At 44.4% G+C, this 23,159-nt stretch carries 20 protein-coding genes; 16 read left to right on the top strand and 4 right to left on the bottom strand.

The window, feature by feature from the left end:
- Positions 1-229 precede the first annotated feature (229 nt).
- A complete protein-coding gene (locus tag C161_RS26595; protein WP_036673836.1) occupies positions 230-871 on the bottom strand; it encodes a thiamine diphosphokinase in 642 nt (213 codons plus the stop codon).
- A 182-nt stretch (positions 872-1,053) separates the two neighbouring features.
- Between C161_RS26595 and C161_RS26590 the strand changes: the two genes are divergently transcribed.
- Both C161_RS26590 and C161_RS26585 read left to right on the top strand, forming a co-directional pair.
- Positions 1,054-1,755 (top strand): trimeric intracellular cation channel family protein, encoded by a 702-nt coding sequence (locus tag C161_RS26590; RefSeq protein ID WP_036673834.1) that lies wholly within the window; start codon positions 1,054-1,056, stop codon positions 1,753-1,755.
- Between the two features lies 1 nt (position 1,756).
- A complete protein-coding gene (locus tag C161_RS26585) occupies positions 1,757-2,227 on the top strand; it encodes a low molecular weight protein-tyrosine-phosphatase (RefSeq protein ID WP_036673832.1) in 471 nt (156 codons plus the stop codon).
- Positions 2,228-2,392: 165 nt separating this feature from the next.
- Here C161_RS26585 and C161_RS26580 read toward each other — a convergent pair whose 3' ends face one another.
- Positions 2,393-3,127 (bottom strand): alpha/beta hydrolase, encoded by a 735-nt coding sequence (locus C161_RS26580; protein ID WP_036673831.1) that lies wholly within the window; start codon positions 3,125-3,127, stop codon positions 2,393-2,395.
- 256 nt (positions 3,128-3,383) lie between these two features.
- Here C161_RS26580 and pdhA point away from each other — a divergent pair, with 256 nt between their 5' ends.
- The 9 genes from pdhA (at position 3,384) to C161_RS26535 (ending at position 15,350) form a co-directional block, all read left to right on the top strand.
- Positions 3,384-4,451, top strand: coding sequence for a pyruvate dehydrogenase (acetyl-transferring) E1 component subunit alpha (gene pdhA / locus C161_RS26575; RefSeq protein ID WP_017688072.1), 1,068 nt, complete (start codon positions 3,384-3,386; stop codon positions 4,449-4,451).
- Positions 4,452-4,552: 101 nt separating this feature from the next.
- On the top strand, positions 4,553-5,530 hold the full coding sequence (locus C161_RS26570; protein ID WP_036613653.1) for an alpha-ketoacid dehydrogenase subunit beta: 978 nt from the start codon (positions 4,553-4,555) through the stop codon (positions 5,528-5,530).
- A 176-nt stretch (positions 5,531-5,706) separates the two neighbouring features.
- Complete coding sequence (locus tag C161_RS26565; RefSeq protein WP_036673829.1) at positions 5,707-7,026, top strand: dihydrolipoamide acetyltransferase family protein; 1,320 nt, start codon at positions 5,707-5,709, stop codon at positions 7,024-7,026.
- 3 nt (positions 7,027-7,029) lie between these two features.
- Complete coding sequence (gene lpdA, locus C161_RS26560) at positions 7,030-8,445, top strand: dihydrolipoyl dehydrogenase (RefSeq protein WP_036673827.1); 1,416 nt, start codon at positions 7,030-7,032, stop codon at positions 8,443-8,445.
- A 279-nt stretch (positions 8,446-8,724) separates the two neighbouring features.
- Positions 8,725-9,519, top strand: coding sequence for a thymidylate synthase (thyA, locus tag C161_RS26555; protein WP_036613661.1), 795 nt, complete (start codon positions 8,725-8,727; stop codon positions 9,517-9,519).
- Between the two features lie 50 nt (positions 9,520-9,569).
- Complete coding sequence (locus tag C161_RS26550) at positions 9,570-10,058, top strand: dihydrofolate reductase (protein WP_036613663.1); 489 nt, start codon at positions 9,570-9,572, stop codon at positions 10,056-10,058.
- A 617-nt stretch (positions 10,059-10,675) separates the two neighbouring features.
- Positions 10,676-12,163: a glutamate synthase subunit beta gene (locus tag C161_RS26545; RefSeq protein ID WP_036673826.1), complete on the top strand. Its 1,488-nt coding sequence runs from the start codon at positions 10,676-10,678 to the stop codon at positions 12,161-12,163.
- Between the two features lie 230 nt (positions 12,164-12,393).
- Entirely contained in the window at positions 12,394-12,885 is a 492-nt protein-coding gene (fur, locus tag C161_RS26540) for a ferric iron uptake transcriptional regulator (protein WP_036613667.1), read from the top strand.
- Between the two features lie 125 nt (positions 12,886-13,010).
- Positions 13,011-15,350 (top strand): type IA DNA topoisomerase, encoded by a 2,340-nt coding sequence (locus C161_RS26535; protein ID WP_036673825.1) that lies wholly within the window; start codon positions 13,011-13,013, stop codon positions 15,348-15,350.
- Between the two features lie 35 nt (positions 15,351-15,385).
- On the opposite strand, the gene C161_RS26530 is transcribed toward C161_RS26535, so the two are convergent.
- Both C161_RS26530 and C161_RS26525 read right to left on the bottom strand, forming a co-directional pair.
- Positions 15,386-16,150, bottom strand: a complete 765-nt coding sequence (locus tag C161_RS26530; RefSeq protein WP_036673824.1) for an HAD family hydrolase — start codon at positions 16,148-16,150, stop codon at positions 15,386-15,388.
- Positions 16,151-16,199: 49 nt separating this feature from the next.
- Positions 16,200-17,120: an ArsR/SmtB family transcription factor gene (locus C161_RS26525; RefSeq protein WP_036673823.1), complete on the bottom strand. Its 921-nt coding sequence runs from the start codon at positions 17,118-17,120 to the stop codon at positions 16,200-16,202.
- Between the two features lie 391 nt (positions 17,121-17,511).
- Here C161_RS26525 and C161_RS26520 point away from each other — a divergent pair, with 391 nt between their 5' ends.
- The 5 genes from C161_RS26520 (at position 17,512) to C161_RS26500 (ending at position 23,049) form a co-directional block, all read left to right on the top strand.
- A complete protein-coding gene (locus tag C161_RS26520) occupies positions 17,512-18,702 on the top strand; it encodes an MFS transporter (RefSeq protein ID WP_051449964.1) in 1,191 nt (396 codons plus the stop codon).
- Positions 18,703-18,785: 83 nt separating this feature from the next.
- Positions 18,786-19,511, top strand: a complete 726-nt coding sequence (locus C161_RS26515; protein WP_036613671.1) for a phosphonate ABC transporter ATP-binding protein — start codon at positions 18,786-18,788, stop codon at positions 19,509-19,511.
- 127 nt (positions 19,512-19,638) lie between these two features.
- Positions 19,639-20,853: a hypothetical protein gene (locus tag C161_RS26510; RefSeq protein ID WP_143780983.1), complete on the top strand. Its 1,215-nt coding sequence runs from the start codon at positions 19,639-19,641 to the stop codon at positions 20,851-20,853.
- Positions 20,846-21,544, top strand: coding sequence for a response regulator transcription factor (locus C161_RS26505; protein ID WP_017688086.1), 699 nt, complete (start codon positions 20,846-20,848; stop codon positions 21,542-21,544). Before C161_RS26510 ends, C161_RS26505 begins: the two co-directional genes overlap by 8 nt.
- Complete coding sequence (locus tag C161_RS26500; RefSeq protein ID WP_036673821.1) at positions 21,541-23,049, top strand: sensor histidine kinase; 1,509 nt, start codon at positions 21,541-21,543, stop codon at positions 23,047-23,049. Before C161_RS26505 ends, C161_RS26500 begins: the two co-directional genes overlap by 4 nt.
- The last annotated feature ends 110 nt before the right edge of the window (positions 23,050-23,159 follow it).

Genomic DNA, 23,159 nt, shown 5'->3' with positions numbered 1-23,159 from the left:
CCTAGAAATTGGATAGGGGAGTGTAATCCCTTGCGCCACAATGGTTTGGGTATGTTTATTAAAATATGATTAAAAATGTCAAAAAATTAATCATTGACGGATGGAGAATAATGATGAAACAACAAAGACCCTTGAATATCAAGGGTCTTTATTATGTGTGAACCTATTTTCTTCATTGAATCACTGGTTACAAAAACGTAATAAATAACTATAAAGCATACGAGTAGATTCAATCTTTGCTCTGAATAATCAGTAATAAGCCGCTATCGATAGTGACTGTGCCGGAGGAGCCTAAGAGCTGGTTGCTTACACCCAAGGATTGTCCCATGCGTATGGTAGCTTGATCTAACGGATACATAAAACCATCTAGAGATATTCCTGTAACTTCATGAGTCAAGGGGAGCAGAGAAACATATTTATAGTCACGGTCCTCAACCACAGCTTTGGATGTGGTCAGTGTCATGTAATTGTGCTTGTCCTGAATGGCACAGGAGATATGATGCTGCATCGCGCGAACCATGATATGTACATTGGCGAGTGTGTGATCCATACGTGTACCTGTAGCACCTAACATTAAGATGTGAGAAGGTTCGTAATCTAGCGCTGTCTCAAAAGCCATTTCTGTATCAGTAAGATCTTTATGAACAGGGTCACATGTAATGAATCGAATGCTATTGTTACTTACAATAATACGTTCCTCTTCATTAATGGAGTCGAAGTCACCAACTGAAATGTGTGGCTGAATGCCGTGTTCAATTAAAAATAATGCACCGCGATCGGCCGCGATGATCATATCATCTTCTCGTATTTCCTGAAGTAATTCTACAGATAAGTTTCCGCCTGTAAAAATAATAATCCGTTTCGCCGTCATTTTATTTCATCCTTCCTAATTCAGAGAAAAATAGTTCATAGTCCAAATATAATGTTGGAACCTGTACAAATATATTCACCAAACCAGTATAATCCACAAAATGAGGTTGCACAATTTAAGTGCTCGCGGATACAATGGGTAGAGCGACATGGAGATGACTTGAAAAGTGAGGTTTGAACAGGTTGGACTTACACATTTTTGAAGTATTCAGCATTATAGGCACTATCGCATTTGCAATGTCCGGCGCTTTCGTGGCAATGGAAGAGGAGTATGACATTCTGGGTGTACTAGTGCTTGGACTTGTCACGGCATTCGGAGGCGGGATTATCCGGAATGTACTTATAGGTATACCTGTAACGACACTGTGGAGTCAGGGATCACTTATTATGTTAGCCCTAGTATCTGTAGCGATTGCGTTTATATTGCCTCTCAAGTGGATTAGTCACTGGAAGCGAACAGAGGCGCTGTTTGATGCAATCGGACTCGCAGCATTTGCAATTCAAGGGGCTCTCTACGCGGCGAACATGGGACATCCTATTAGCGCAGTTATCGTTGCAGCAGTAATGACCGGTATTGGTGGAGGCGTTATTCGTGATGTGCTTGCAGGACGTAAACCGCTTGTATTGCGTGACGAAATTTATGCTGTATGGGCAATGACAGCCGGTTTTGTTATAGGTATGGGCTGGTTAACAACGAATGCTGGATTATTATTTTGTTTTGCGGCCGTTGTGTTCTTCCGGATGTGTTCTGTACATTATAAATGGAAACTGCCACGTCGTTCGTTGGTACCATCTAAGACGGGGAACGTCAGTCCTCAGCCGGAGAGCATTGTGACACAGTCAACATCGTCGGTACTTCAAGGTACGTTAAGCAAGGGGGATTAATATGATTAATGTTTTGTTTGTATGTCTGGGCAATATATGTAGATCACCAATGGCTGAAGCCGTTTTGCGTCACAAAGTCCTAGAGAAGGGGCTTGAACACCAGATTCGTGTGGACTCAGCGGGTACAGGGGACTGGCATGTTGGTAAACCTCCGCATGAAGGGACTCGAAAATTGCTGGATTCGTACCAGATTTCTTATGCCAACATGGCAGCAAGACAGTTCGCCAGCGAAGACTTTACTCAATTTGATTACATTGTGTGTATGGATAATTCCAATGCAGATAATGTGCGCAACGTTCCAGGCGGAGCTGAGGCGGACATCATCAAGTTCATGGACATGCTTCCCGAGGAAAAACTCAGAGAAGTACCTGACCCATATTACACAGGCAATTTTGAAGAGGTGTACGAGCTGGTTAACTCAGGCTGCGATGTTCTGTTGAGTAAGATTGAAGCGGAACATTCCTTAGCCTAAAAAGCAAACGAAATTCATGCTTAATTTGTAATTCGACAAAGAAGCAGGATTAGAGGACTTAAAGTAAGCAGGATATCCTGCTTCTTTTTCAGGTTACAATTGTAAGCGGTATCATTAAAATGAAAAACAATAGCGGCATTTCAGCCGCCTGTTAAAGTGGTCCTTTTATCTTTCCTGGAGAAAATAAAGTAATGCTTCGGGCAATTCCTTCTGCCAAAAACCCCATTGGTGTTTTCCGTCTTTCTCCTGGTAGGAGACGAGGGCACCTCGTTTTTCCAACAATTCTCGAGTATCCCTGTTTAATTGAACGAAATTATACGTGCCCGTGTCTGCCTCGAAATCAGTCTCCTGCAAACCAACGATCATCCAGATCGAGAGCCAAGACAGATCTTCAGCTGCGGCATAGATTTCCTGTGAAGCAGAGTAGAAGGCGCCAGACATGCTGATCACACGTGTGAACAGATCCGGATATAACAGAGCAAGATGAAGCGAAACACTGCCACCGAGCGAGTCTCCGGCAAGAATGCGTTCCTGCGGAGATGGACGCACAGGATATTTCTCTTCTATATAGGGAATAATCTCTTCAGCGAAGCAAGCGGTATATGCCTTGAACCGATCTCCAAATGGAGCATATTCCTGCGTTCTCACAGACACATCGACCTGAACCCCTACAATAATGAAAGGTTCGGCTCCTTCGTCCAGAATAATTTGGTTAGCTGTTGTAGCAATTCGTCCGAAATTAAAAAATTCTTCGCCATCCTGACAATAAACGACAGGGTAGCTAAGCAATTCGTTATAGCCCGGAGGAAGGTAAATACGGAGCGTTCGCTTCTCTCCGAGATAGCGACTTTCAATCTCTTCCTTCACAATCGTGCGTTTCAAATAGCGGGAATCCGTCATAAAACGTCACCTTTCTCGGTTAATTTTTTGCATTCGACCGCGCAATACGGTAAGATTACCCTTGTGCGGGGTTAGGTCAAACACGCAATCATGTATTATGCTGTTATACCAATATTAAGACCCTGTTATACATACAATCCGGCAGGAAACATAAAAAAATTACGGATTTCTTTGACGTATGGAGTGAAACAGGTGTATAATAATATTATAACAGCGGAACTTGATATTCAAATTTTTTGTTGAGGTGAAGAAAAAAATGAGCAAGGTTCCTTATGAAGTGTATACAGAGGATGTAGAAGCTCTGTCCGTGCTGTCTCCTGACGGCGAAATTGTTAACAAAGACATGATGCCTACACTTTCCGATGATCAATTAAAAGAAATTATGTACCGCATGGTATTTACCCGTACTTGGGATGACCGTGCAGTAAACCTGGGCCGTCAAGGTCGTCTTGGTTTCTATGCTCCAGTATCTGGTCAAGAAGCGACAATGGTTGGTAGTGAATTTGCAATTGAAAAAGAAGACTTTGTATGTCCTGGCTATCGTGACATTCCGCAACTCGTATGGCACGGACTTCCTCTTTATCAAGCATTCTTGTACTCCCGTGGACACCAACATGGTGGACAAATTCCAGATGGCGTTAATGTATTGATGCCACAAATCATCATTGGTGCACAAATTCTGCATGCAATGGGTATCGCTATGGGTTACAAATTGAAGAAACAAAAACAAGTTGTTATCACGTACACAGGTGATGGCGGTTCTTCTGAAGGTGACTTCTATGAAGGTCTGAACTACGCTGGTGTATACAAACTGCCTGTTATCTTCTTTGTACAAAACAATGGTTATGCCATCACTACTCCTTTTGCTAAACAAACTGCAGCTCTTTCCATCGCTCACAAAGCGGTAGCAGCAGGTATCAAAGGTGTTAAAGTTGACGGTATGGACATCTTCGCTGTTATCAAAGCTGTTCAGGAAGCTGCTGAGCGTGGACGTAACGGAGAAGGCGCAACATTGATCGAAGCAGTAACTTACCGTTTCCGTCCTCACTCCCTTTCGGATGATGCTTCCAAGTATCGTACAAAAGAAGAAGAGGCAGAATGGTCTGCTAAAGATCCTATCGCACGTTTCGCTAAATATCTGGAGAAAAAAGGTCTTTGGACTGAAGAAGATACAGCACGTGTGAAAGAAGAAGCAAAAGCTAAAGTAAATGAAGAGATCAAAAAAGCGGAAAAAACCGAGAAAATGACGATTTCAGGCTTGATCGACAGCATGTTCGAACAAACGCCTAAGCACTTGGAAGAGCAAAAAGCTGATTTCCAATAAGTTTTTTCCGATAAAGCATAAACATCCGCGACTTTAATGTCCCGGTATACATGTACGAATTCAAATGTGAACTGTCAATGTTTAAGGAGGAAATGAAGCAAATGGCACAAATGAACATGAAAGAAGCAATCCGTGATGCGCTTCGCGTGGAGTTGAAACGTGATCCTAACGTTCTGCTTTTCGGTGAAGACGTAGGTAATGTAGGCGGCGTTTTCCGTGTAACGGAAGGTCTGCAAAAAGAGTTTGGCGAAGAGCGTGTATTTGATACACCACTGGCTGAGTCCGCTATTGGTGGTCTGGCTGTAGGTCTGGGTGTACAAGGCTTCCGTCCGGTTGCTGAGATCCAATTCGTTGGTTTTATCTTCGAAGCCCTTGACCAAATGGTAGTGCAAGCTGCACGTATGCGTTTCCGCTCCGGTGGAAAATACAATTCTCCAATCGTATTCCGTACACCATTCGGTGGCGGCGTAAAAGCGGCAGAATTGCATACAGATTCCCTGGAAGGTCTGCTCACGCAAACACCAGGTATCAAAGTCGTAATTCCTTCTAACCCTTACGATGCAAAAGGTCTGATGATCGCTTCTATTCGCGATAACGATCCTGTATTCTTCATGGAGCACTTGAACTTGTACCATGCTTTCCGTGCAGAAGTGCCTGAAGAAGATTACGTTGTTGAATTGGGCAAAGCGAACGTTGTTCGTGAAGGTTCCGATGTAACGATTATTACTTACGGTATGATGGTTCACACTTCTGTGAAAGCAGCAGATGAACTCGAAAAACAAGGAATCAAAGTTGAAGTTATCGACCTTCGTACGGTTAGCCCGATCGACATCGATACTATCGTTGCTTCCGTTAAGAAAACAAACCGTGCAATTGTTGTACAGGAAGCTCAAAAGAGCGCAGGTGTTGCAGCTGAAGTCATTGCCCAAATCAATGAAAAAGCAATCCTGCACTTGGAAGCACCGGTTCTGCGTGTAGCTGGTCCGGACACTGTATATCCATTTGCACAAATCGAAGATACATGGCTGCCTAACCCGGCGCGTATCATTGCTGCGGTTAACAAAGTCGTAAATTTCTAATTTAATCATCTGACATGCCGCAAGGCGCAGTATGGTGATTCACACCGCAGCGCAAGCTGCACTGTAAACAGCCATTAGCCCCTTGAGTAACAGTTATTTGCATTAGCAGTAACAGTTGTTTCTTGGAGTTAAGGGTTGTTTTCAGGATTGAGCACATAATCAAGGAGGTTTTTCAGTTGGCTAAATTTGAATATAAATTCCCTGAATTGGGCGAAGGCCTGCACGAAGGCGAAATCATCAAGATGCACATCAAAGTCGGTGACAAAGTAACTGACGACGACATCATCATGGAAGTACAGAATGACAAAGCGGTTGTAGAGGTACCTTGTCCGGTTAACGGAACAGTTACAGAAGTATTCGCTAAAGACGGTCAAGTCTGCCACGTTGGTGAAGTTGTAGCGATCATCGATGCAGAAGGCGAACTTCCTGAGCAAGATGACGCTCCTGCTGGCGATCAAGGCGAGCAAGAGAAAGATGCAGCTCAAGGCGGAGCTGACACAAGCGGTTCTTCTGCAGCAGCTTCCAGCTCGGATGCAGCTAAAGAAGGCGGCAACAACAGCGTTCCGGCAGTACCTGCCAAAGACGTTCTGGCAACACCAAGCGTGCGTAAATTTGCTCGCGAACAAGGTGTAGACATCGCTCAGGTTAACGGCACTGGCAACAACGGTAAAGTAACCAAAGAAGATGTTGAATCCTTCAAAAACGGTGGCGGTTCTTCCGCAGCGGTATCTTCCGAAGCTCCGGCTCAAGAAGAGAAAAAATCCGCAGCACCAGCAGCTGCAGCTGATCAACACGTTGAAGAAGAGCGCGTACCATTCAAAGGTATCCGTAAAGCGATCTCTAATGCAATGGTTAAATCGGCTTACACAGCACCTCACGTTACAATCATGGACGAAGTGGACGTAACTGAATTGGTTGCTTTCCGTACTCGCATGAAACCAATTGCAGAGAAAAAAGGAACAAAAGTTACTTATCTGCCATTCATCGTTAAAGCACTGGTTGCGGCTTCCCGCCAATTCCCGGCTCTGAACGCTATGATTGATGAAGAAGCTAACGAAATTGTTTACAAAAAATACTACAACATCGGTATCGCTACAGATACAGACAACGGCTTGATCGTTCCTGTTATCAAAGATGCTGATCGTAAATCCATCTGGATGATTGCTGATTCTATCCGTGATCTGGCTGCTCGTGGTCGTGAGGGCAAATTGAGCGCGAATGAAATGAGAGGAAGCACAATCTCCATCAGTAACATCGGTTCTGCTGGCGGTATGTTCTTCACTCCAATCATCAACTTCCCTGAAGTTGCTATTCTCGGAACAGGACGCATCAGCGAAAAAGCAGTGATCAAAAACGGCGAAGTAGTTGCAGCACCTGTAATGGCTCTTTCCCTGAGCTTTGACCACCGTATCATCGATGGCGCAACAGCACAAAACTTTATGAATTACATTAAACAGCTGCTCGCTAACCCTGAGCTGCTTGTTATGGAGGTGTAAGATATGGTAGTAGGCGACGCTTCTCTCAATATCGACACATTAGTAATTGGTGCGGGTCCTGGCGGCTATGTAGCTGCCATCCGCGCTGCTCAACTAGGCCAAAGCGTATTGATCGTAGACAAATCCGAACTGGGCGGTGTTTGTTTGAACCGTGGATGTATTCCATCCAAAGCCCTGATCTCTGCTGCACACCAATATGAGTCTGCACTTCACGGTGAAGCGTTTGGTATCTCTGCTGAGAACGTAAAAGTGGACTTCAGCAAAACTCAAGAGTTCAAAAACGGCGTTGTTAAGAAAATGACTGGCGGCGTAGCTGGTTTGCTCAAAGGCAACAAAGTTGAAGTTTTCAACGGTGAGTGCATGTTCATCAACGAAAACGAAGCTCGTGTATTCAATGACCACGAGTCTCCGCGTTACAAATTTAAAAATGCAATTATTGCAACAGGTTCCCGTCCAATCGAACTGAAACCTTTCCCATTTGGTGGACGCATTCTGTCTTCGACAGAAGCTCTGAACTTGCCTGAAGTACCAAAAAGCATGATCGTTATCGGTGGCGGATATATCGGTGCTGAGCTTGGTCAAATGTACTCCAAATTCAGTGCAAAAGTAACAATCATCGAAGGTTTGGATACAGTACTGCCAGGTTTCGATAAAGACATGACTAGCCTCGTGGCTAAAAACATGAAGAAAACAGGCATCGAAATCGTAACGGGTGCAAAAGCTGAAAGTGCTGAGCAAACGGATAAAGATGTAACTGTTAAGTACTCTGTAAATGGTGAGTCCAAAGAAGTAACTGCAGATTACCTGCTGGTAACTGTTGGACGTCGTCCAAACACAGATGGAGAACTGGGTCTCGACATGATTGGTGTTGACGTTGACGAGCGTGGATTTGTCAAAGTTGACCACCAAGGTCGTACCAGCATTCCTCACATCTTTGCTATCGGTGACATCGTATCTGGCTTGGCTCTGGCACACAAAGCTTCTTATGAAGGTAAAGTGGCTGCTGAAGCAATCGCAGGACAACCATCTGTAGTTGACTACAAATGTATGCCAGCTGTTGTGTTCACAGATCCAGAATGTTCCAGCGTAGGTTTCACTGAAAAAGAAGCTAAAGAAAAAGGTTACAAAGTAAAAGCAGGCAAGTTCCCTTATGCGGGTAACGGCCGTGCTGTATCTTTGAACCACGCTGAAGGCTTCGTGAAAATCGTAGCTGACGAAGAAAGCGGCCTTGTATTGGGTTGCCAAATCGTAGGTCTGGAAGCTTCCAACTTGATTGCTGAGCTTGGTTTGGCAATTGAGATGGGCGCTACTTTGGAAGATCTGGCTCTCACAATTCACGCTCACCCAACTTTGGGCGAAATCGTGATGGAAGCTGCGGAATTGGTTATGGGTCACCCGATCCACATCATCTCCCGTTAAGATCATCTAAGTTTTGGATCCGTCCGGCATTATACGTATATCAGAAGAGACGAATGACGTTAACGCGTTATTCGTCTCTTTTTTTGTTTTAAAAAAATCGGAGAGATCATGTGAAGGTTTACATGTTATACTATAATGTCACACATAGCATAATGTTTGAGGAAGCCCTTTTTATCCAGAGGCTCAAATGATACAATATTAAAATGATCGGACGTGATGTGGTGTATGCCAGTCTTAGTCTGAATAGGTAACAAATAAGAAGTGCGAGGGGATAACAACATGAAAAACTATCTTGATTTATTGCAGGATATTCTGAACAACGGCGTGCATAAAGGAGACCGTACAGGAACGGGGACACAATCTGTATTTGGCAGACAACTCCGTTATGATCTCTCCGAAGGATTTCCGCTGGTAACAACCAAACGAATTCATCTCAAATCGGTTATTCATGAACTGTTATGGTTTTTGAGTGGCGATACCAATATATCTTATTTGAAAGAAAACGGTGTGAAGATCTGGGACGACTGGGCGGACGAAAATGGGGATCTCGGTCCGGTATACGGCTCGCAGTGGCGTACATGGGAAGCGCCAAACGGAGAAAAAATTGATCAGATCGCTGCAGTCATTGATTCGATCAAAAATAATCCGGATTCGCGTCGTCACCTTGTCAGTGCATGGAATGTGGCTGAGATCAACAATATGAAACTTCCACCTTGTCATTTTGCGTTTCAGTTTTACGTTGCAGAGGGTAAATTATCATGTATGCTTACGATGCGTTCCGTAGATACGTTCCTCGGATTGCCGTTTAACATCGCGAGTTATGCGCTCTTGACTCATATGATCGCCCAGCAATGTGATCTTGAGGTGGGTGATTTCATCTGGTCTGGAGGGGATGTTCATATCTACTCTAACCATGTTGATCAGGTTAAGACTCAGCTGGAGCGTGAACCTTATGCTTTACCTAAGCTGGTAATCAAACGTAAACCGGATTCTATTTTTGATTATAAGTTTGAAGATTTCGAGTTTGAGAACTATCAGCATCATCCGGGCATTAAAGCTCCAATTGCAGTCTAATTATGTGTTCAATCTCGACAAGAAACTTGGATTGAAGGAGTGTATTACCCTTGAGTATTGAATTGGTATGGGCAATGGGGGAGAACGGTGTGATTGGATTAAATAATTCGATTCCATGGCGTTTACCCAAGGATATGGCCTTTTTCAAACAACGTACGCTGAACAAAACCATTATCATGGGACGTAATACGTGGGAATCTTTTGGTGGTAAGCCGCTTCCTCAGCGTCGTAATATCGTAGTGACAAGAGATCTGAACTACAAGGTGGAACAGGCTGAAATCGTACATACGATTGAAGAGGGGCTGAGTGTAACCAAAGGTGAGGAACTGTGCGTAATTGGGGGTTCCCAAGTGTATCGTGAGTTCCTGCCACTTGCAGATCGTCTTGTGGTGACCAAAATTCATGAGAATTTTGAGGGAGATACGTTTTTCCCTGAAGTGGATTGGTCCGAATGGGAACTGATTGAACAGATTGAAGGCGAACAGGATGAAAAAAATGTTCATGCGTATACATTTGAATTTTACGAACGTAAACGGTAAATGTGGCATAAGAAATTCCTGACTTCGGTCGTATTTGTATGATGAGAGGCGCTGATTGCGAAATATTCGTGAACAGCGTCTTTTCTTTATAAAAAAAATGAGTCACTTGTTTAAACTGGAATACATATAACATTAATATAACATAAGTAATTGGTATTTATGTATATTATACATACGGCCAAGCATTAAACAGTAAAAAAAGTGTAAAAGTTTTGAGGTTTTAACGTTGTGAAGCCCTAAAACAGGCCTAATATTCGGAATTTAGAACGATTTATAGCAAAATATGTTGAATTTGATGACAAATTATCTGACATTCACTTAATGTTTCGACCTTTTGTTTCTTTAACACACACCAGATTTCGCAGTTCAAAACCACATTTAACACCAAAATAAGGGTATTGACCATGGGTAGACTTGAAAGATATGATGTATAAAATACAAATAATTATGCGGATAATCCATTTAATATTCAGCACAGTAAATGCTACTATAATTGAAATATCTTCGAGAAGATTTTGTGATACAATAGACAAAAACTCAAGTAATGAGTAATCCATTTCATATAGAACCATGCACATGAAGGGATTAAGACAAGAACGGATGGGGGAAAACGTAAGATGTCTACACCTACTGGATTTATGGAATACAAACGTCAACTGCCAACAGATCGTGAGCCAGCGGAGCGGATTAAGGATTGGGAAGAGTTTCATAAACACATGGCTGAAGAAGAGCTCAGAACACAAGGTGCACGATGCATGGATTGTGGTACCCCGTATTGCCATACAGGTATAGATATGATTGGTGGCACGTCAGGTTGCCCCGTGCATAACCTGATTCCAGAATGGAATAATCTTGTATATCGCGGACTGTGGAGAGAAGCACTTGAGCGCCTTCACAAAACGAATAATTTCCCAGAGTTTACAGGTCGTGTCTGTCCAGCTCCTTGCGAAGGATCATGTACAGTTGGCTTAATTGGTCAGCCTGTAACCATCAAAACGATTGAAGAAGCAATTATTGAAAAAGGTTTCGAAGAAGGATGGGTGGTTCCCCAACCTCCTGAAAAACGTACGGGTAAACGTGTAGCTGTGGTAGGCTCAGGTCCAGCGGGATTAGCTACTGCGGCTCAGTTAAATAAAGCAGGACACTCGGTAACCGTATATGAGCGTTCGGACCGTGTCGGCGGATTGCTGATGTACGGTATCCCAACGATGAAATTGGATAAAAACGTAGTTCAACGTCGTGTTGATCTGCTCGAAGCAGAAGGCATTCAATTCATTACGAACACCGAGATTGGTAAAGATATTGCAGCACAACAACTGGTGGATGAATATGACGCTGTTGTATTGTGCGGTGGTGCAACGAAGCCGCGTGAATTCAATATTGAAGGCAGCGACTTAAAAGGCGTTCATTACGCAATGGATTTCCTGAATGGCAGTATTAAGAGTTATCTGGACTCCAATCTGGAAGATGGTCAATATCTGTCCGCTAAAGATAAAGATATTATCGTCATTGGTGGCGGTGATACAGGATCTGACTGTGTGGCTACATCGCTGCGCCATGGTTGTCGTACGATCACTCAATTCGGTACGCATACACAAGCGCCTATGGAACGTGATCGCATTAATAATCCTTGGCCACAATTCCCGAACGTATACACACTTGATTATGCGCAAGAGGAAGCCAAAGCGTTGTTTGGTCAAGATCCGCGTGAATTCTCCATCATGACAACGAAATTTGTCGGAGATGATGAGGGGAACCTCAAAGAATTGCATACAGTACAGATCGAGCGTATTGTGGATGAAACTGGTCGCAAGATTTATCAGCCGATTCCAGGTACAGAGCGTGTATTCCCGGCTCAGATGGCCATGATTGCCATTGGTTTTGATGGACCGGAACAAACGTTGGTAGAGCAACTGGGACTTGCAACAGATCGTCGCACAAACGTTAAGGCACGTTACGGCAAATACAACACCAATGTGGATAAAGTATTTGCAGCAGGTGACATGCGTCGTGGTCAAAGCTTGGTTGTATGGGCGATTAATGAAGGCCGTGAGGCTGCTCGTGAAGTGGACAAATACTTGATGGGTGCTTCGGTTCTGGTGTAAAGTATAGAACAAGATATCAATGACAACCTTCGCGATCAGCGAGGGTTGTTTGCTGTTATTTTAACCAATTTGACTACATATTTCATGTAAGTGTGAGCAATATCATTGCTTTTTAAGTGATAAAGATTTATTATTATATTATAATGATTATAAATAAGGATTAACTGAAACCATGAATCCGTACGATAAAAGTAAATTTCAATGAATATAAATCGGAGGTGCGACCTGCTATGGCAAGTAACCGGGACAAGTCCATTTCAGAACAGATCTTTCACATTAAAAATCAATTGGTTGAAAAAGGATATAAGTTAACACAACAACGGGAAGTTACTGTACGTGTATTGCTTGAACATGAAAAGGATCATTTTAGCGCAGAGGAAGTATTTCTGCTGGTTAAGGAGCAGTTCCCTGAGATTGGATTGGCTACCGTATACCGCACTCTCGAACTGCTGAGTGACCTTCAGGTCGTTGAAAAGATTAACTTTGGTGACGGCGCTGCGCGCTTTGATCTGCGAAGTACAGACGGTTCCCATCACCACCATCATTTGATCTGTACAGAATGTGGTAAAGTGGAAGAGATTATGGAAGATGGTCTGCTTCGTTTGGAACAACAAATCGAGCGTCAGTATGGCTTTGCTGTTACGGATCATCGTCTGGATTTCCAAGGAGTATGCAAAGAGTGCAGACAAAAGCATGTATTAAAGGAACAGGCAGCAGGATAATTCATTTCGGGAAGGTGCTCCCGAATCCAAAATCTGATATAATGAGTTTCAGAAGCAAGGGGCTTCCGTCGGCGGAATGCCCCTTTTTGCCGTCATGCGGACGGTGAAGGAGGAGAGATGGACGGATGAAGACACTGGTTATAGCGGAAAAACCCGACATGGGTCGAACCATTGCCGCCGTCATAGAACCAAAGGCCAAGAACAATCGCACGTATCTGGAGGGTGAACATTACATCATCACTTGGGCGATAGGGCATTTGCTTGGACTGGCTGAACCGGATGCCTATGATACAAAGTACAAACGCTGGAATATAGCGGACCTGCCGATCATACCCGATCAGTTCAAGATTGTACCCAATCCGAGGACTAAAGATCAGCTTAAAATGATTGGAGAACTGGCAAAACGGGCTTCAGCGATCGTTAATGCTTGCGATGCAGGGAGAGAAGGTCAGTACATCTTCGCCCTCATACAACAGCAATTGAAGCTGCGTCAGCCTGTAAAGCGTTTATGGATATCGGATTTGACGGCAGAGAGCATTAGACGTGGTTTTGATGGTCTGAAGGATGCCTCTGAATTTGAAAATCTGACCCATGCTGCTCGCGCCAGAAGTGAAGCCGATTGGCTGATCGGGATGAATGCCTCACGGGCGTTTACAACCCGCCATAATGCATTGTTGTCTGTAGGCCGTGTGCAGACGCCGGTACTCGCGCTAATCTACGATCGTGAAATCGAGATTGAAGCGTTCCAGTCACAGACCTTTTATGAAGTAGCCGCCTGGTTTCGGCAGGAAGGTGTTGAGTACCGGGGACTGCGTCAGGGAGATAAGTTGACCGATGCGGAGGCAGCAGAGGCCATTGCAGCCAGTGTGAAGGGCAAGACAGGGCAGATTACCAAATACGAAGCGAAGCAGACGAAGGAGTATCCGTATCGTTTGTATGACCTGACCCTTTTACAGCGTGAAGCCAATGCCAAGTTTGGATATGGTGCCAAAAAAACACTGGATATCGCGCAGGCCTTGTATGAAAAACACAAGGTGATTTCGTATCCGCGGACAAACTCCAACTATGTTACAGAACAGAATATTGAAGGTATGCACAAAACACTAAACCTGCTTAAAAATGGTACCTATAGTGAGCTTGCGCAGGGGGCCAAGCCGGAGCTTGTTCATAAGAATAATAAAGGGGTATGTAATCCGAGCAGGGTTGAGGATCACCATGCGATCCTACCTACTTTGAAGCGACCAGGTACCTTATCCAAGGATGAGCAGAACATCTATGATTTGATTGTCCGACGTTTCTTGTCTCACTTTTATCCTCCGGCAGAGTATAAGCAACATACCGTGCTCACCGAAGTGGAGAAACATCAGTTTAAGACATCTGTCAAAGAGCTGTTGTCCCTCGGATGGAAAGTGGTTCTCGGTTCTGGAGATCAGGAACAGGGCGGTGCAGGCAAGAAGAAGACCAAGAAAAACGGCAATGAGGAAGAGGAAGCTGAAGAGTGGACGGACAAGGCTTTTAGTGTGCAACCTGAATTGCCTGTTCAATGCACGAAGAGTGAGTTCAAGGAGAAGGCGACTCAACCTCCCAAAAGTTATACCGAGGGAACATTGCTGAAAGCGATGGAGAGTGCAGGCAAGCAGATCGAGAATGAAGAGCTGCGAGACGCGATGAAAGATAGTGGCCTGGGTACCCCGGCTACACGTGCGGCTACAATTGAGCGTCTCAAAAACGTAGGTTACATTACGCTACAAGGGAAGAAAATGCAGTTAACGCTCAAAGGCAGAACGGCTATTGAGTTGATTCGTCGCGCGGGTGTAGATCTGTTAACTTCACCTGAGATGACCGGGCAATGGGAAAGAAGGTTATATCAGATTTCCAAAGGTGAGGCGGGTCAGGACAAGTTCATGGAGAACGTCAAGAAATTCACCTTGTCCATCATTGAGAAAGTGCGTGTACAAGCTCCTGCTCCAGCAGATGCTTTTGGAGAAGATTCACGGGCAGGCAGGGGGAAAGGCAAGGGAGCCAGAACCCAGGCAGGCAATACAAGGACATCTGCCAAGACGGCTAGTGGCGGTTCAACTGTAAAAATGTCCCGTCAGGCTACGGTATCTTCGTCCAGAGCTGGCACTGGGAAAAGCACGACCACCAAGGCGCCGTCCTCAAGTGCGAGCCCATCTGGAGTGAGAGAGTTACTGGCACCTTGCCCTTCTCCCGGCTGCTCGGGTCAGATTATAGAGGGCAAGAAGGGTTATGGATGCTCACGTTTCAAGGAAGGCTGTTCATTTGTGGTCTGGAAAGAGTATGCAGGCAAGAAAATCACCAGTAAGATGTTAAAATCGCTGATTGAGAAGGGCAGTACACAAGTACTATCGTTCAAACGAAAAGACGGGAGTACGGTGAAAGCGCGTATTATTTTGCAGGACGTAGTAACAGGCAAATTATCTGGTGAGAAGCAGGATGCTTGATCTTAGTTAACAGTTAACATACAGCAAAAGGACCCTTATCCAAGGGTCCTTTTCTGTTGCTGCTGTTGTATATTTTCGTGTATGACTTTTGGTACCTCTTCCAGTGCAGTGATGGTATACATCGACGTTTCCGGATTAGGCTGAAGTTCTACGATATTGTATTGCCATTCATTCGGTTGTTTGATATAAATGCTGTGAATTCCGGCTTTTACCGCAGGCATAATATCTGTGCGTAGTGAGTTGCCAATCATCCATGTTGCACGACGATCAAACGGACCATTAGACAGAATGCCTTCCAGTGCCTCGACGTTTTTGTGTTGTCGGATATAGATCCGATCATCAAAATAAGCCGAGAGTTTCATCTGATCAATCTTGCGCTGCTGAATCACGGTTTCGCCGCCGGTATATAAGTAGAGGGAGTGTCCAGCACCCTTGAGGTTCTCAAGCGTTTCAACCATATGAGGGTAGGGTTCAACCTCCTGATCGTACACACTCATACCCAACTTGCTCAGATAAGATTCTTCTCTGGGAGAGGTTAATCTGGTGAACTTGCCGGAGAAATAACGATAGGTATCAATCAGGGATTGCGGGAAATGATGACTCGCAAAACCAAGCTTGTTCACTCCGGTTACATCGATCTCCAGCTGTTTTTCCCGAATCTCTTGTGTTGTCAGAGAATGTCCATCAAACCACTCTTGCATATTCTCAAAGAATTCTCCCAAAATCAGGTTGAAGTATTTGTTGCAATATACGAGTGTATCATCAAGGTCAAACAAAATATGTTGTTTCATTATTTTCATGATCTAACTCACTCCTTGTAGCCAGTAAATCCACAATGGTTCAACTAAATTAAATGCGAATATAGGATTCCAGGAACATATTCAATTCAGATACGCCATCCGGCCGAATACTGTATTTCTCTTTACGGTTACTTCCGAGCAGATGGGTCCGTAGCAGACCTGCGATGCGTAGCGCCATAACCTGGTCTTTGACCGTGTCTTCGTCTTTACCCAATTCTTCACACATCTCAGCGAGGGATTTGGGTTCATCCGATACGTAACGAAGCAGGCGAAGTCTTTCGGGATCAGCCAGCGCATGGGTAAAACGTAAAAGGCATGTTGGTGGCTGGTCTTCGTTCTCTTCAGGTGCATCTACGGGATACTGCATGATCATCATCCCCTCATAGAAGCAGTACATATTAATAGGACGATTGTGCACCGTTGGGAAAAGGATGACTTCGTTCAATCCAGGCATCGGTTCAACAAGAACACCGGCTGTAGCATATTCAATAAGCAGTTCAGGTCCCATTTTATCAAGCAAAATGCGTTTTTCTTCTGCATCTTCTTCCAGCCACACACGCTGATCTTCGCTCATATTCTGACAGTAGTGTTCATCCCATAGTCGCAATAATGGGACATAACTGTTCCGAATGCGCGTAGATTCTTCTATTGTAAGAGCGGGTAGAAGAGGAGACACACGTGCAAACAGGTCTTCCGCTGTCATTGCGGCAAGCATGTCCAGGAAATCACGATTCTCCGATGTATCATTTTGATAGGCTGCCCATGCAAACAAAACATCAAAATCATCAAAAGGCCAAGTGGCAGCAGGTGCGAGCGCAGCTCGTACATTGGAACTTAGTTTGCCTTCCACTTCCAGAATCCATTCAGGACCAATATCCAGATGCTGAATCCATTTTTTCGTGACATAAACCAGAAAGCTGTTGAGCATTTCATATATCGGTGAAACATCAATTTTCACATGATAAGCCATATTGTTGCAGAATCCTCCCGTCACATCTAAATGTACGCAGCGACTTAAGTACGATTAGTGCGTGTTCAAAAAGTCTGGTTTTCAGTACCAAGAAGATGGAATGAAGATAGAAATGGAGTAGCGGAGCGTAGGAAAACTACGTGAGCAACGGACATTTCGGCTGAAATTCATCTTCGAAGCTGATGATGCCACTAGGCATGATTCGTAATCAAAAGTGAACTTTTTGAACAACCTCTATTATGGCTTGTTTTGCAGGGCGTTGTCCACTATAATGTTCAAGTCCGGGGCAAAGCCCTGATCTTTGAATAGCAGTTTAAAACCATATGTATACCATACAAAAGTCGTCAGCGATGGCGATTTTTCTTTGTGTGCTCGCAGGAGGAATGAATTCGTGTCATCGATTACTCGTCCCAAACTATCACACTCGACAGCCAACTATCTCATTTTGATTACGGTTATTGTGGTGGCGGGAATAAGTCAGGGGCTTTTGCTACCTGTGCTTTCGATTTTTTTGGAGCAAAAAGGGGTTTCACCAGGTTTAAACGGATTAAACGCCGCCGCGTTGTACATTGGTTCTTTTGCCATGACTCTCGTTGCGGAGAGACTACTGGGTGCATTCGGTTTCAAAAAGTTGATTGTAGGTGGCCTGATATTAGTCATGGTCCCTTTAATATTGTTTCCGTACTTACCAGATATTAAAATATGGTTCATTTTGCGTCTGGTGGTTGGAATAGGAGACAGTGCACTTCATTATGCGGCTCAGCTCTGGGTGTTGCTCGTTACTGCACCTGAAAAGCGTGGGCGCTACATATCACTATATGGCATGTCCTACGGGCTGGGATTCAGTATTGGACCGCTGGGAATTAAGCTGCTTGGCTTCGGTGATGCTGTCCCTTTCTGGGTCTTGTTCATCTGTATAGCAGCAGTGCTTATACTGGTATTAATGAAGCTTCCGGATACGAAGCCAGAAAAAGCAGAGCATGGCCAACTGCCGGAACGTCGATTCCGTCGTAGTCTGGCATGGGCTTGGTATGCACTTTTACCAGCACTCTTATACGGATATATGGAAGCAGGTATGAATAGTAACTTCCCCGTGTATGGGCTGCGTATTGGATTCGATACCAATCAGATTTCGTCGTTGCTTCCTTTTATCGGGATTGGAGGTTTGTTCCTTCAATTGCCACTCGGGATGATGAGTGACCGATATGGGCGTAAGAAGATATTGATGTTTGCGGGCATCAGTGGAGGAATCATCTTCATGCTGGTTCCAGTCGCAGGTACACATTTTTGGTGGACGCTTGTATTGTTAACAATCGCAGGTGGTCTGGTCGGCTCCTTTTTCTCACTGGGCCTGGCCTATGCCGCAGACATTTTGCCTAAGGTGTTGCTGCCTGCAGCCAACGTTGTGGCATCCTTTCATTTCACGATAGGAAGCATTATTGGACCGAATCTAGGTGGTCAGATGATCAACTGGATTTCACCTGGAAGTATGTTCACGTTGCTGGGAATCATGTACCTTCTTTTCGGCTTGGCAGGTATATTATTTCGTCGTAAACCTGAGTTCGAATCTGTGTTAAAATAGAAGCTGGTGTTCGCATGGAAATTGATGTCCATTTCCGAGTACACTAGTGGTAGGGAAAAACATGGACAAGAGGAGACATCGCGATGATCAGAGTAGAGAACTTGAGTAAATCCGTTGGCGTGGACCGCGTTCCCGTTCTACGGGATATTCGATTTGATATGCAACAGGGTGAAATGATAGCTGTAGTTGGCTCAAGCGGTAGCGGTAAAAGCATGTTGCTTAAATGTTTGGCCATGATGGAAAAATGGGATTCCGGCCGGTTTACGGTGGATGGCGCCGAGATTTTGAAAGAAGGCTGGTCTGGAAAACGGAAAATCAAACGGGAATGGGCATACTTGGAACAAAATCCAGAATTATTTCCTAGACGTACGGCCCTTAAAAATGTGTTAATCGGACGATCGGGTCAGACTCCCGTATGGAGAATGGTAACCGGTATGGTACGTTCCGATGATTATATGGGTGCTATGGATTATCTCGAAGGATTGGGATTACTTGATAAAGCACATCAAATAGCAGAGAAGCTCAGTGGTGGCGAGAAGCAGCGTGTTGCTATTGCAAGAGCACTTGCTCACGGTGCCAAAGTCGTTTTGGCGGATGAACCAGTCATTGGTCTTGACCCTCACACAGCAGATTCGGTGCTGGAAACGCTGCGCAAATTATGTGAAGAAGAACGTGCAACAGTCATTGCAGTACTGCCTATTGAGCTTGCTGAGAAACATGCCACACGGATCTGGGGATTGGCAGAAGGCAAGATTGCTTTTGATATTCGTGGACGAAGACTGACACAGCAAGAAAAAAACCAGATTTAAACTATTGAAAAGAGTGATGAGATTGTTTAATTCACGGTGGGGACGCTTTGTAGCAGCAGGAACTATGGCGATTATGCTTGGTTCTGTTCTAAGCGGATGCACAGTCATAAGTGACCCCAAGGGTTTGATGAGAAAACCAATGATGTCCACCGATAAGGAGAAACTGTACAACGTGGTTCAGGTTAAACTGCCGCCAGAGAGCACATTGATCCGTCCCAAGGATATGAATAATACCAGTATGATTCGGGTGGAAGACCTGAACGGGGATGGAACTCGGGAAGCGATTGTTTTTTATGAGACACCAAATGAGAATGTGCGAATCCATGGCATGATTTTGGAAGAGCAGGGAGGCACATGGGTTAAAAAACTTACATTTGATGTGCCGGGAAATGAGTTGCAATCCTTTAAAGTATTGGATATTACGAATGACGGAAATCCGGATATTATTCTTGGTGTAAGCCTGCAGGAGCAGAAAGCCCTGACTGCATATTCCTACAAGGGCGGGGCACTGGAGCAGGTCTTGGGTGGAGTTCCGTATAATCAATATATCATTGATGATGCGCAGGGGAACACGCTGGATTTGAGCGGAGATGGTAAAAGTGATTTTGTTATCATTTCGCTGAACAACAGCGGTTTTGCAACGATTGCGTTATACCAGTACGAAGATGGCAGCTTCAAGGAAGTTGATCGGGTGCAGACCGATTATACCGTTAAAGAAGTTTATAATGCTCTGGGCGGAGAGATTGCCAAAGGACAGATGGGCATTGTACTGGATGCCGAGCTGGATGATCGGAGTTCCTTCTCGCAAATTATGTATGTTAAAGATAACAAGTTAGTCAATGCTTTCAAATCACCGGATCAAACGTATAGAGATGACAAAATTTTAAGCGGTGATGTTGATAATGATGGTATTATTGAGTTTGGGCTCAAAGAGACTCCAAAAGGTTGGGAGCATTACGTATTTGACTCTCGGTTGTGGTTTTACACCTATTATCAGTGGGATGGCAAAGATAGCAAAAAATTTGTCTCATTCCAATTCCGAGATGATGCTGATTTATTCCATCTAAATCTCAAGCCAGAGTGGTACGGTAAGATCACTATTGATACCAAATCGGAGAAGGAAAAATATATTCGATTTAAAATGATTGATACGGACGAAACCGTAGCAGAGATCAAATATTTCACCCTTTCCAAGTGGGAACAGGAGAAGGGTAAAAGCTGGAAGGAAATTACGCGTACCAAAGATCGGGTTATTGCTTCACGGGTAGCACAATCAGAGGCGGGTAAAGATGCACTGAGCAATACTTCTCAGCTGAATAGAAAGGGAGAACTTAATGAGTAAAGTACTTATTCTTGAGGATGAAGAATCCATCCGCAGTTTTATAGTGATTAATTTAAAGAGAAACGGATTCGAAGTGCTTGAAGCGGGTGACGGTCATGAAGCGCTTCGCATACTGCAGACAGTACCGGATATTGATCTGGCTCTGCTGGATGTCATGGTACCAGGTATTGATGGATTTGAGGTGTGTCGACGGATCCGTGAAACCAATGAACGTCTGGGCATCATCTTTCTGACCGCCAAAGTTCAGGAACAGGATAAAGTGTACGCACTCTCCGTTGGTGCAGATGATCACGTCAGCAAGCCTTTCAGCCCAACAGAGTTGATTGCACGTATTCAGTCATTGTTACGCCGCGTGAATGTGCATCGGGAAACTGCGGCAAAGGTTACGTTCCAGTCCGGGCCATTTTCACTGGACCTGATCTCGAAGCAATTCAAAAAACAGAATGAAGCCATTGAGTTGACTCCAACGGAGTTTTCCTTGATTCAGTTTTTCCTGGAAAAAGAAAATACACCGCTCAGCCGCGATGTATTGTTAGATCACGTATGGGGAAAAGAGTACATGGGTGATCCCAAAATTGTGGATGTCAACATTCGTCGTTTGCGTCAAAAAATTGAGAACAATCCTTCCGAGCCCGAATACCTGCAGACTGTATGGGGTCACGGGTACAAATGGAAGGGCCGGGAGCAATGATTAAAAAAGGCATTACTCGGCAGATCGTACTACATTATTTCTTTGTAGTTTTTCTCGCTCTGCTGTTGGTCGAATTCGTATTTATGTTGGCAGTTCAAAGGTATTATTATGAGAGTATCTACAATACGATTAGTACCCACATTTCTAATTCAAAGGACTTTTTCGAGCCGATCGCTCGTGAGAATACTACGGAGGATGGCAATAATCTGTCTAGACTCCTTGTGAACTTGGCATTGTCCAATACTGAATTGGAAATTTTGGATCTGAACGGGCGCGTATTGGCGAGTTCTACTGCTTTTGAATCTGACCGTGCTGTGCTGCAAACCAGTGATATTATGCAGGCTCTGAATGGGGATATGGGACGCTGGATTGGAAGACAACCGGGTACTGGAGAATCTGTCATGGCCGTTTCACACAAGTTTGATCTGGGCGGCGAAAATACTTATGTTATTCGATATCTGACATCACTTGAAGATGTGAATTCAAAGCTGTTGAATATGGGACTACTCGCAGCTGCCGTTGGTGTTGGAGTGCTTGCTATAGTGTTGATCATCAGTATTGGTATGGCAAATTCCATTGTACGTCCAATTAACAACATCACCGCAGTATCTGCCCAAATGGCTAGAGGACGGCTGGATGTCAGGGTTAAGGGGAATTATAAGCACGAACTGGGCGAATTGGCATCAACACTTAACTTCATGGCACATGAAATCGTGCGCAGTAATCAGATCAAAGATGATTTTATCTCTTCGATCTCACATGAATTAAGAACACCTCTGACCAGTATCAAAGGCTGGAGCGAGACACTGGATTCAGGCGGTTATGATCCGGAAGAAACCCGTATCGGTATGGGTATTATCTCCAAGGAAACCGAACGACTGATTGGACTTGTTGAAGAGATGCTGGATTTCTCCAAATTGCAGCAGAATCAGATGAAGCTGGTCAAAGGAACCGTCAACATTCGTGAAATTGTACAGGAAACGATGTTGAATGTCTGGGCCAAAGCGGAACAAAAACAGGTCCATCTCAAGTTGGAAACGGACGAGACTCGTGCTTATAATGTCCATGGAGACGGTAACAGACTGAAACAAGTCTTCCTGAATGTTGTGGATAATGCGATCAAATTTTCACATGAGAATTCCTGGATCTTCTTGTCGGTCAAAGAGGAGAATGGTCAGATCATTGCAGCTGTTCAGGACACCGGTATCGGAATTAGTGAAGAACATTTAATTAAAGTACGGGACCGTTTCTTCCAAGTGAATCATCAAAATGGGGGAACGGGACTGGGTCTTGCGATTACGCAAGAACTGGTAGAACTGCATGAGGGAACGATCACGATGCAAAGTGAACTCGGATCTGGGACAACCGTTACGGTTACGTTACCGGCTGTGGCTGAGGAGATGGGTCCAGAAGAATCTGTAACCGCGTCTGGTGATGCTGAAGTCACAGATGAGCGAACAGCTAGTGATGCAAGCGATACAAAATCAGATCTAGAAAAGTCTTAAGGTCTTAAAAGATAAGCGATTTTTCTACCTGATGATCGAGCATGTACGCTTTATAACTTCCATATCAACACAAAAAAAAGGTGAGCCATCCAAGGCTCACCTTTTTTGCA

The organism is Paenibacillus sp. FSL R5-192 (assembly GCF_000517845.1).
GTDB lineage: Bacteria > Bacillota > Bacilli > Paenibacillales > Paenibacillaceae > Paenibacillus > Paenibacillus amylolyticus.
The sequence above is the reverse complement of the archived record's forward strand: the minus strand, read 5'-3'. Positions and strand labels throughout refer to the sequence as shown.

Coding starts and splice junctions, on each gene's coding strand:
- C161_RS26595 (WP_036673836.1), bottom strand. CDS start 871: ATGACGGCGAAACGGATTATTATTTTTACAGGCGGAAACTTATCTGTA.
- C161_RS26585 (WP_036673832.1), top strand. CDS start 1,757: ATGATTAATGTTTTGTTTGTATGTCTGGGCAATATATGTAGATCACCA.
- C161_RS26580 (WP_036673831.1), bottom strand. CDS start 3,127: ATGACGGATTCCCGCTATTTGAAACGCACGATTGTGAAGGAAGAGATT.
- pdhA (WP_017688072.1), top strand. CDS start 3,384: ATGAGCAAGGTTCCTTATGAAGTGTATACAGAGGATGTAGAAGCTCTG.
- C161_RS26570 (WP_036613653.1), top strand. CDS start 4,553: ATGGCACAAATGAACATGAAAGAAGCAATCCGTGATGCGCTTCGCGTG.
- lpdA (WP_036673827.1), top strand. CDS start 7,030: ATGGTAGTAGGCGACGCTTCTCTCAATATCGACACATTAGTAATTGGT.
- thyA (WP_036613661.1), top strand. CDS start 8,725: ATGAAAAACTATCTTGATTTATTGCAGGATATTCTGAACAACGGCGTG.
- C161_RS26545 (WP_036673826.1), top strand. CDS start 10,676: ATGTCTACACCTACTGGATTTATGGAATACAAACGTCAACTGCCAACA.
- fur (WP_036613667.1), top strand. CDS start 12,394: ATGGCAAGTAACCGGGACAAGTCCATTTCAGAACAGATCTTTCACATT.
- C161_RS26535 (WP_036673825.1), top strand. CDS start 13,011: ATGAAGACACTGGTTATAGCGGAAAAACCCGACATGGGTCGAACCATT.
- C161_RS26530 (WP_036673824.1), bottom strand. CDS start 16,150: ATGAAAATAATGAAACAACATATTTTGTTTGACCTTGATGATACACTC.
- C161_RS26525 (WP_036673823.1), bottom strand. CDS start 17,120: ATGGCTTATCATGTGAAAATTGATGTTTCACCGATATATGAAATGCTC.
- C161_RS26515 (WP_036613671.1), top strand. CDS start 18,786: ATGATCAGAGTAGAGAACTTGAGTAAATCCGTTGGCGTGGACCGCGTT.
- C161_RS26510 (WP_143780983.1), top strand. CDS start 19,639: ATGAGAAAACCAATGATGTCCACCGATAAGGAGAAACTGTACAACGTG.
- C161_RS26505 (WP_017688086.1), top strand. CDS start 20,846: ATGAGTAAAGTACTTATTCTTGAGGATGAAGAATCCATCCGCAGTTTT.
- C161_RS26500 (WP_036673821.1), top strand. CDS start 21,541: ATGATTAAAAAAGGCATTACTCGGCAGATCGTACTACATTATTTCTTT.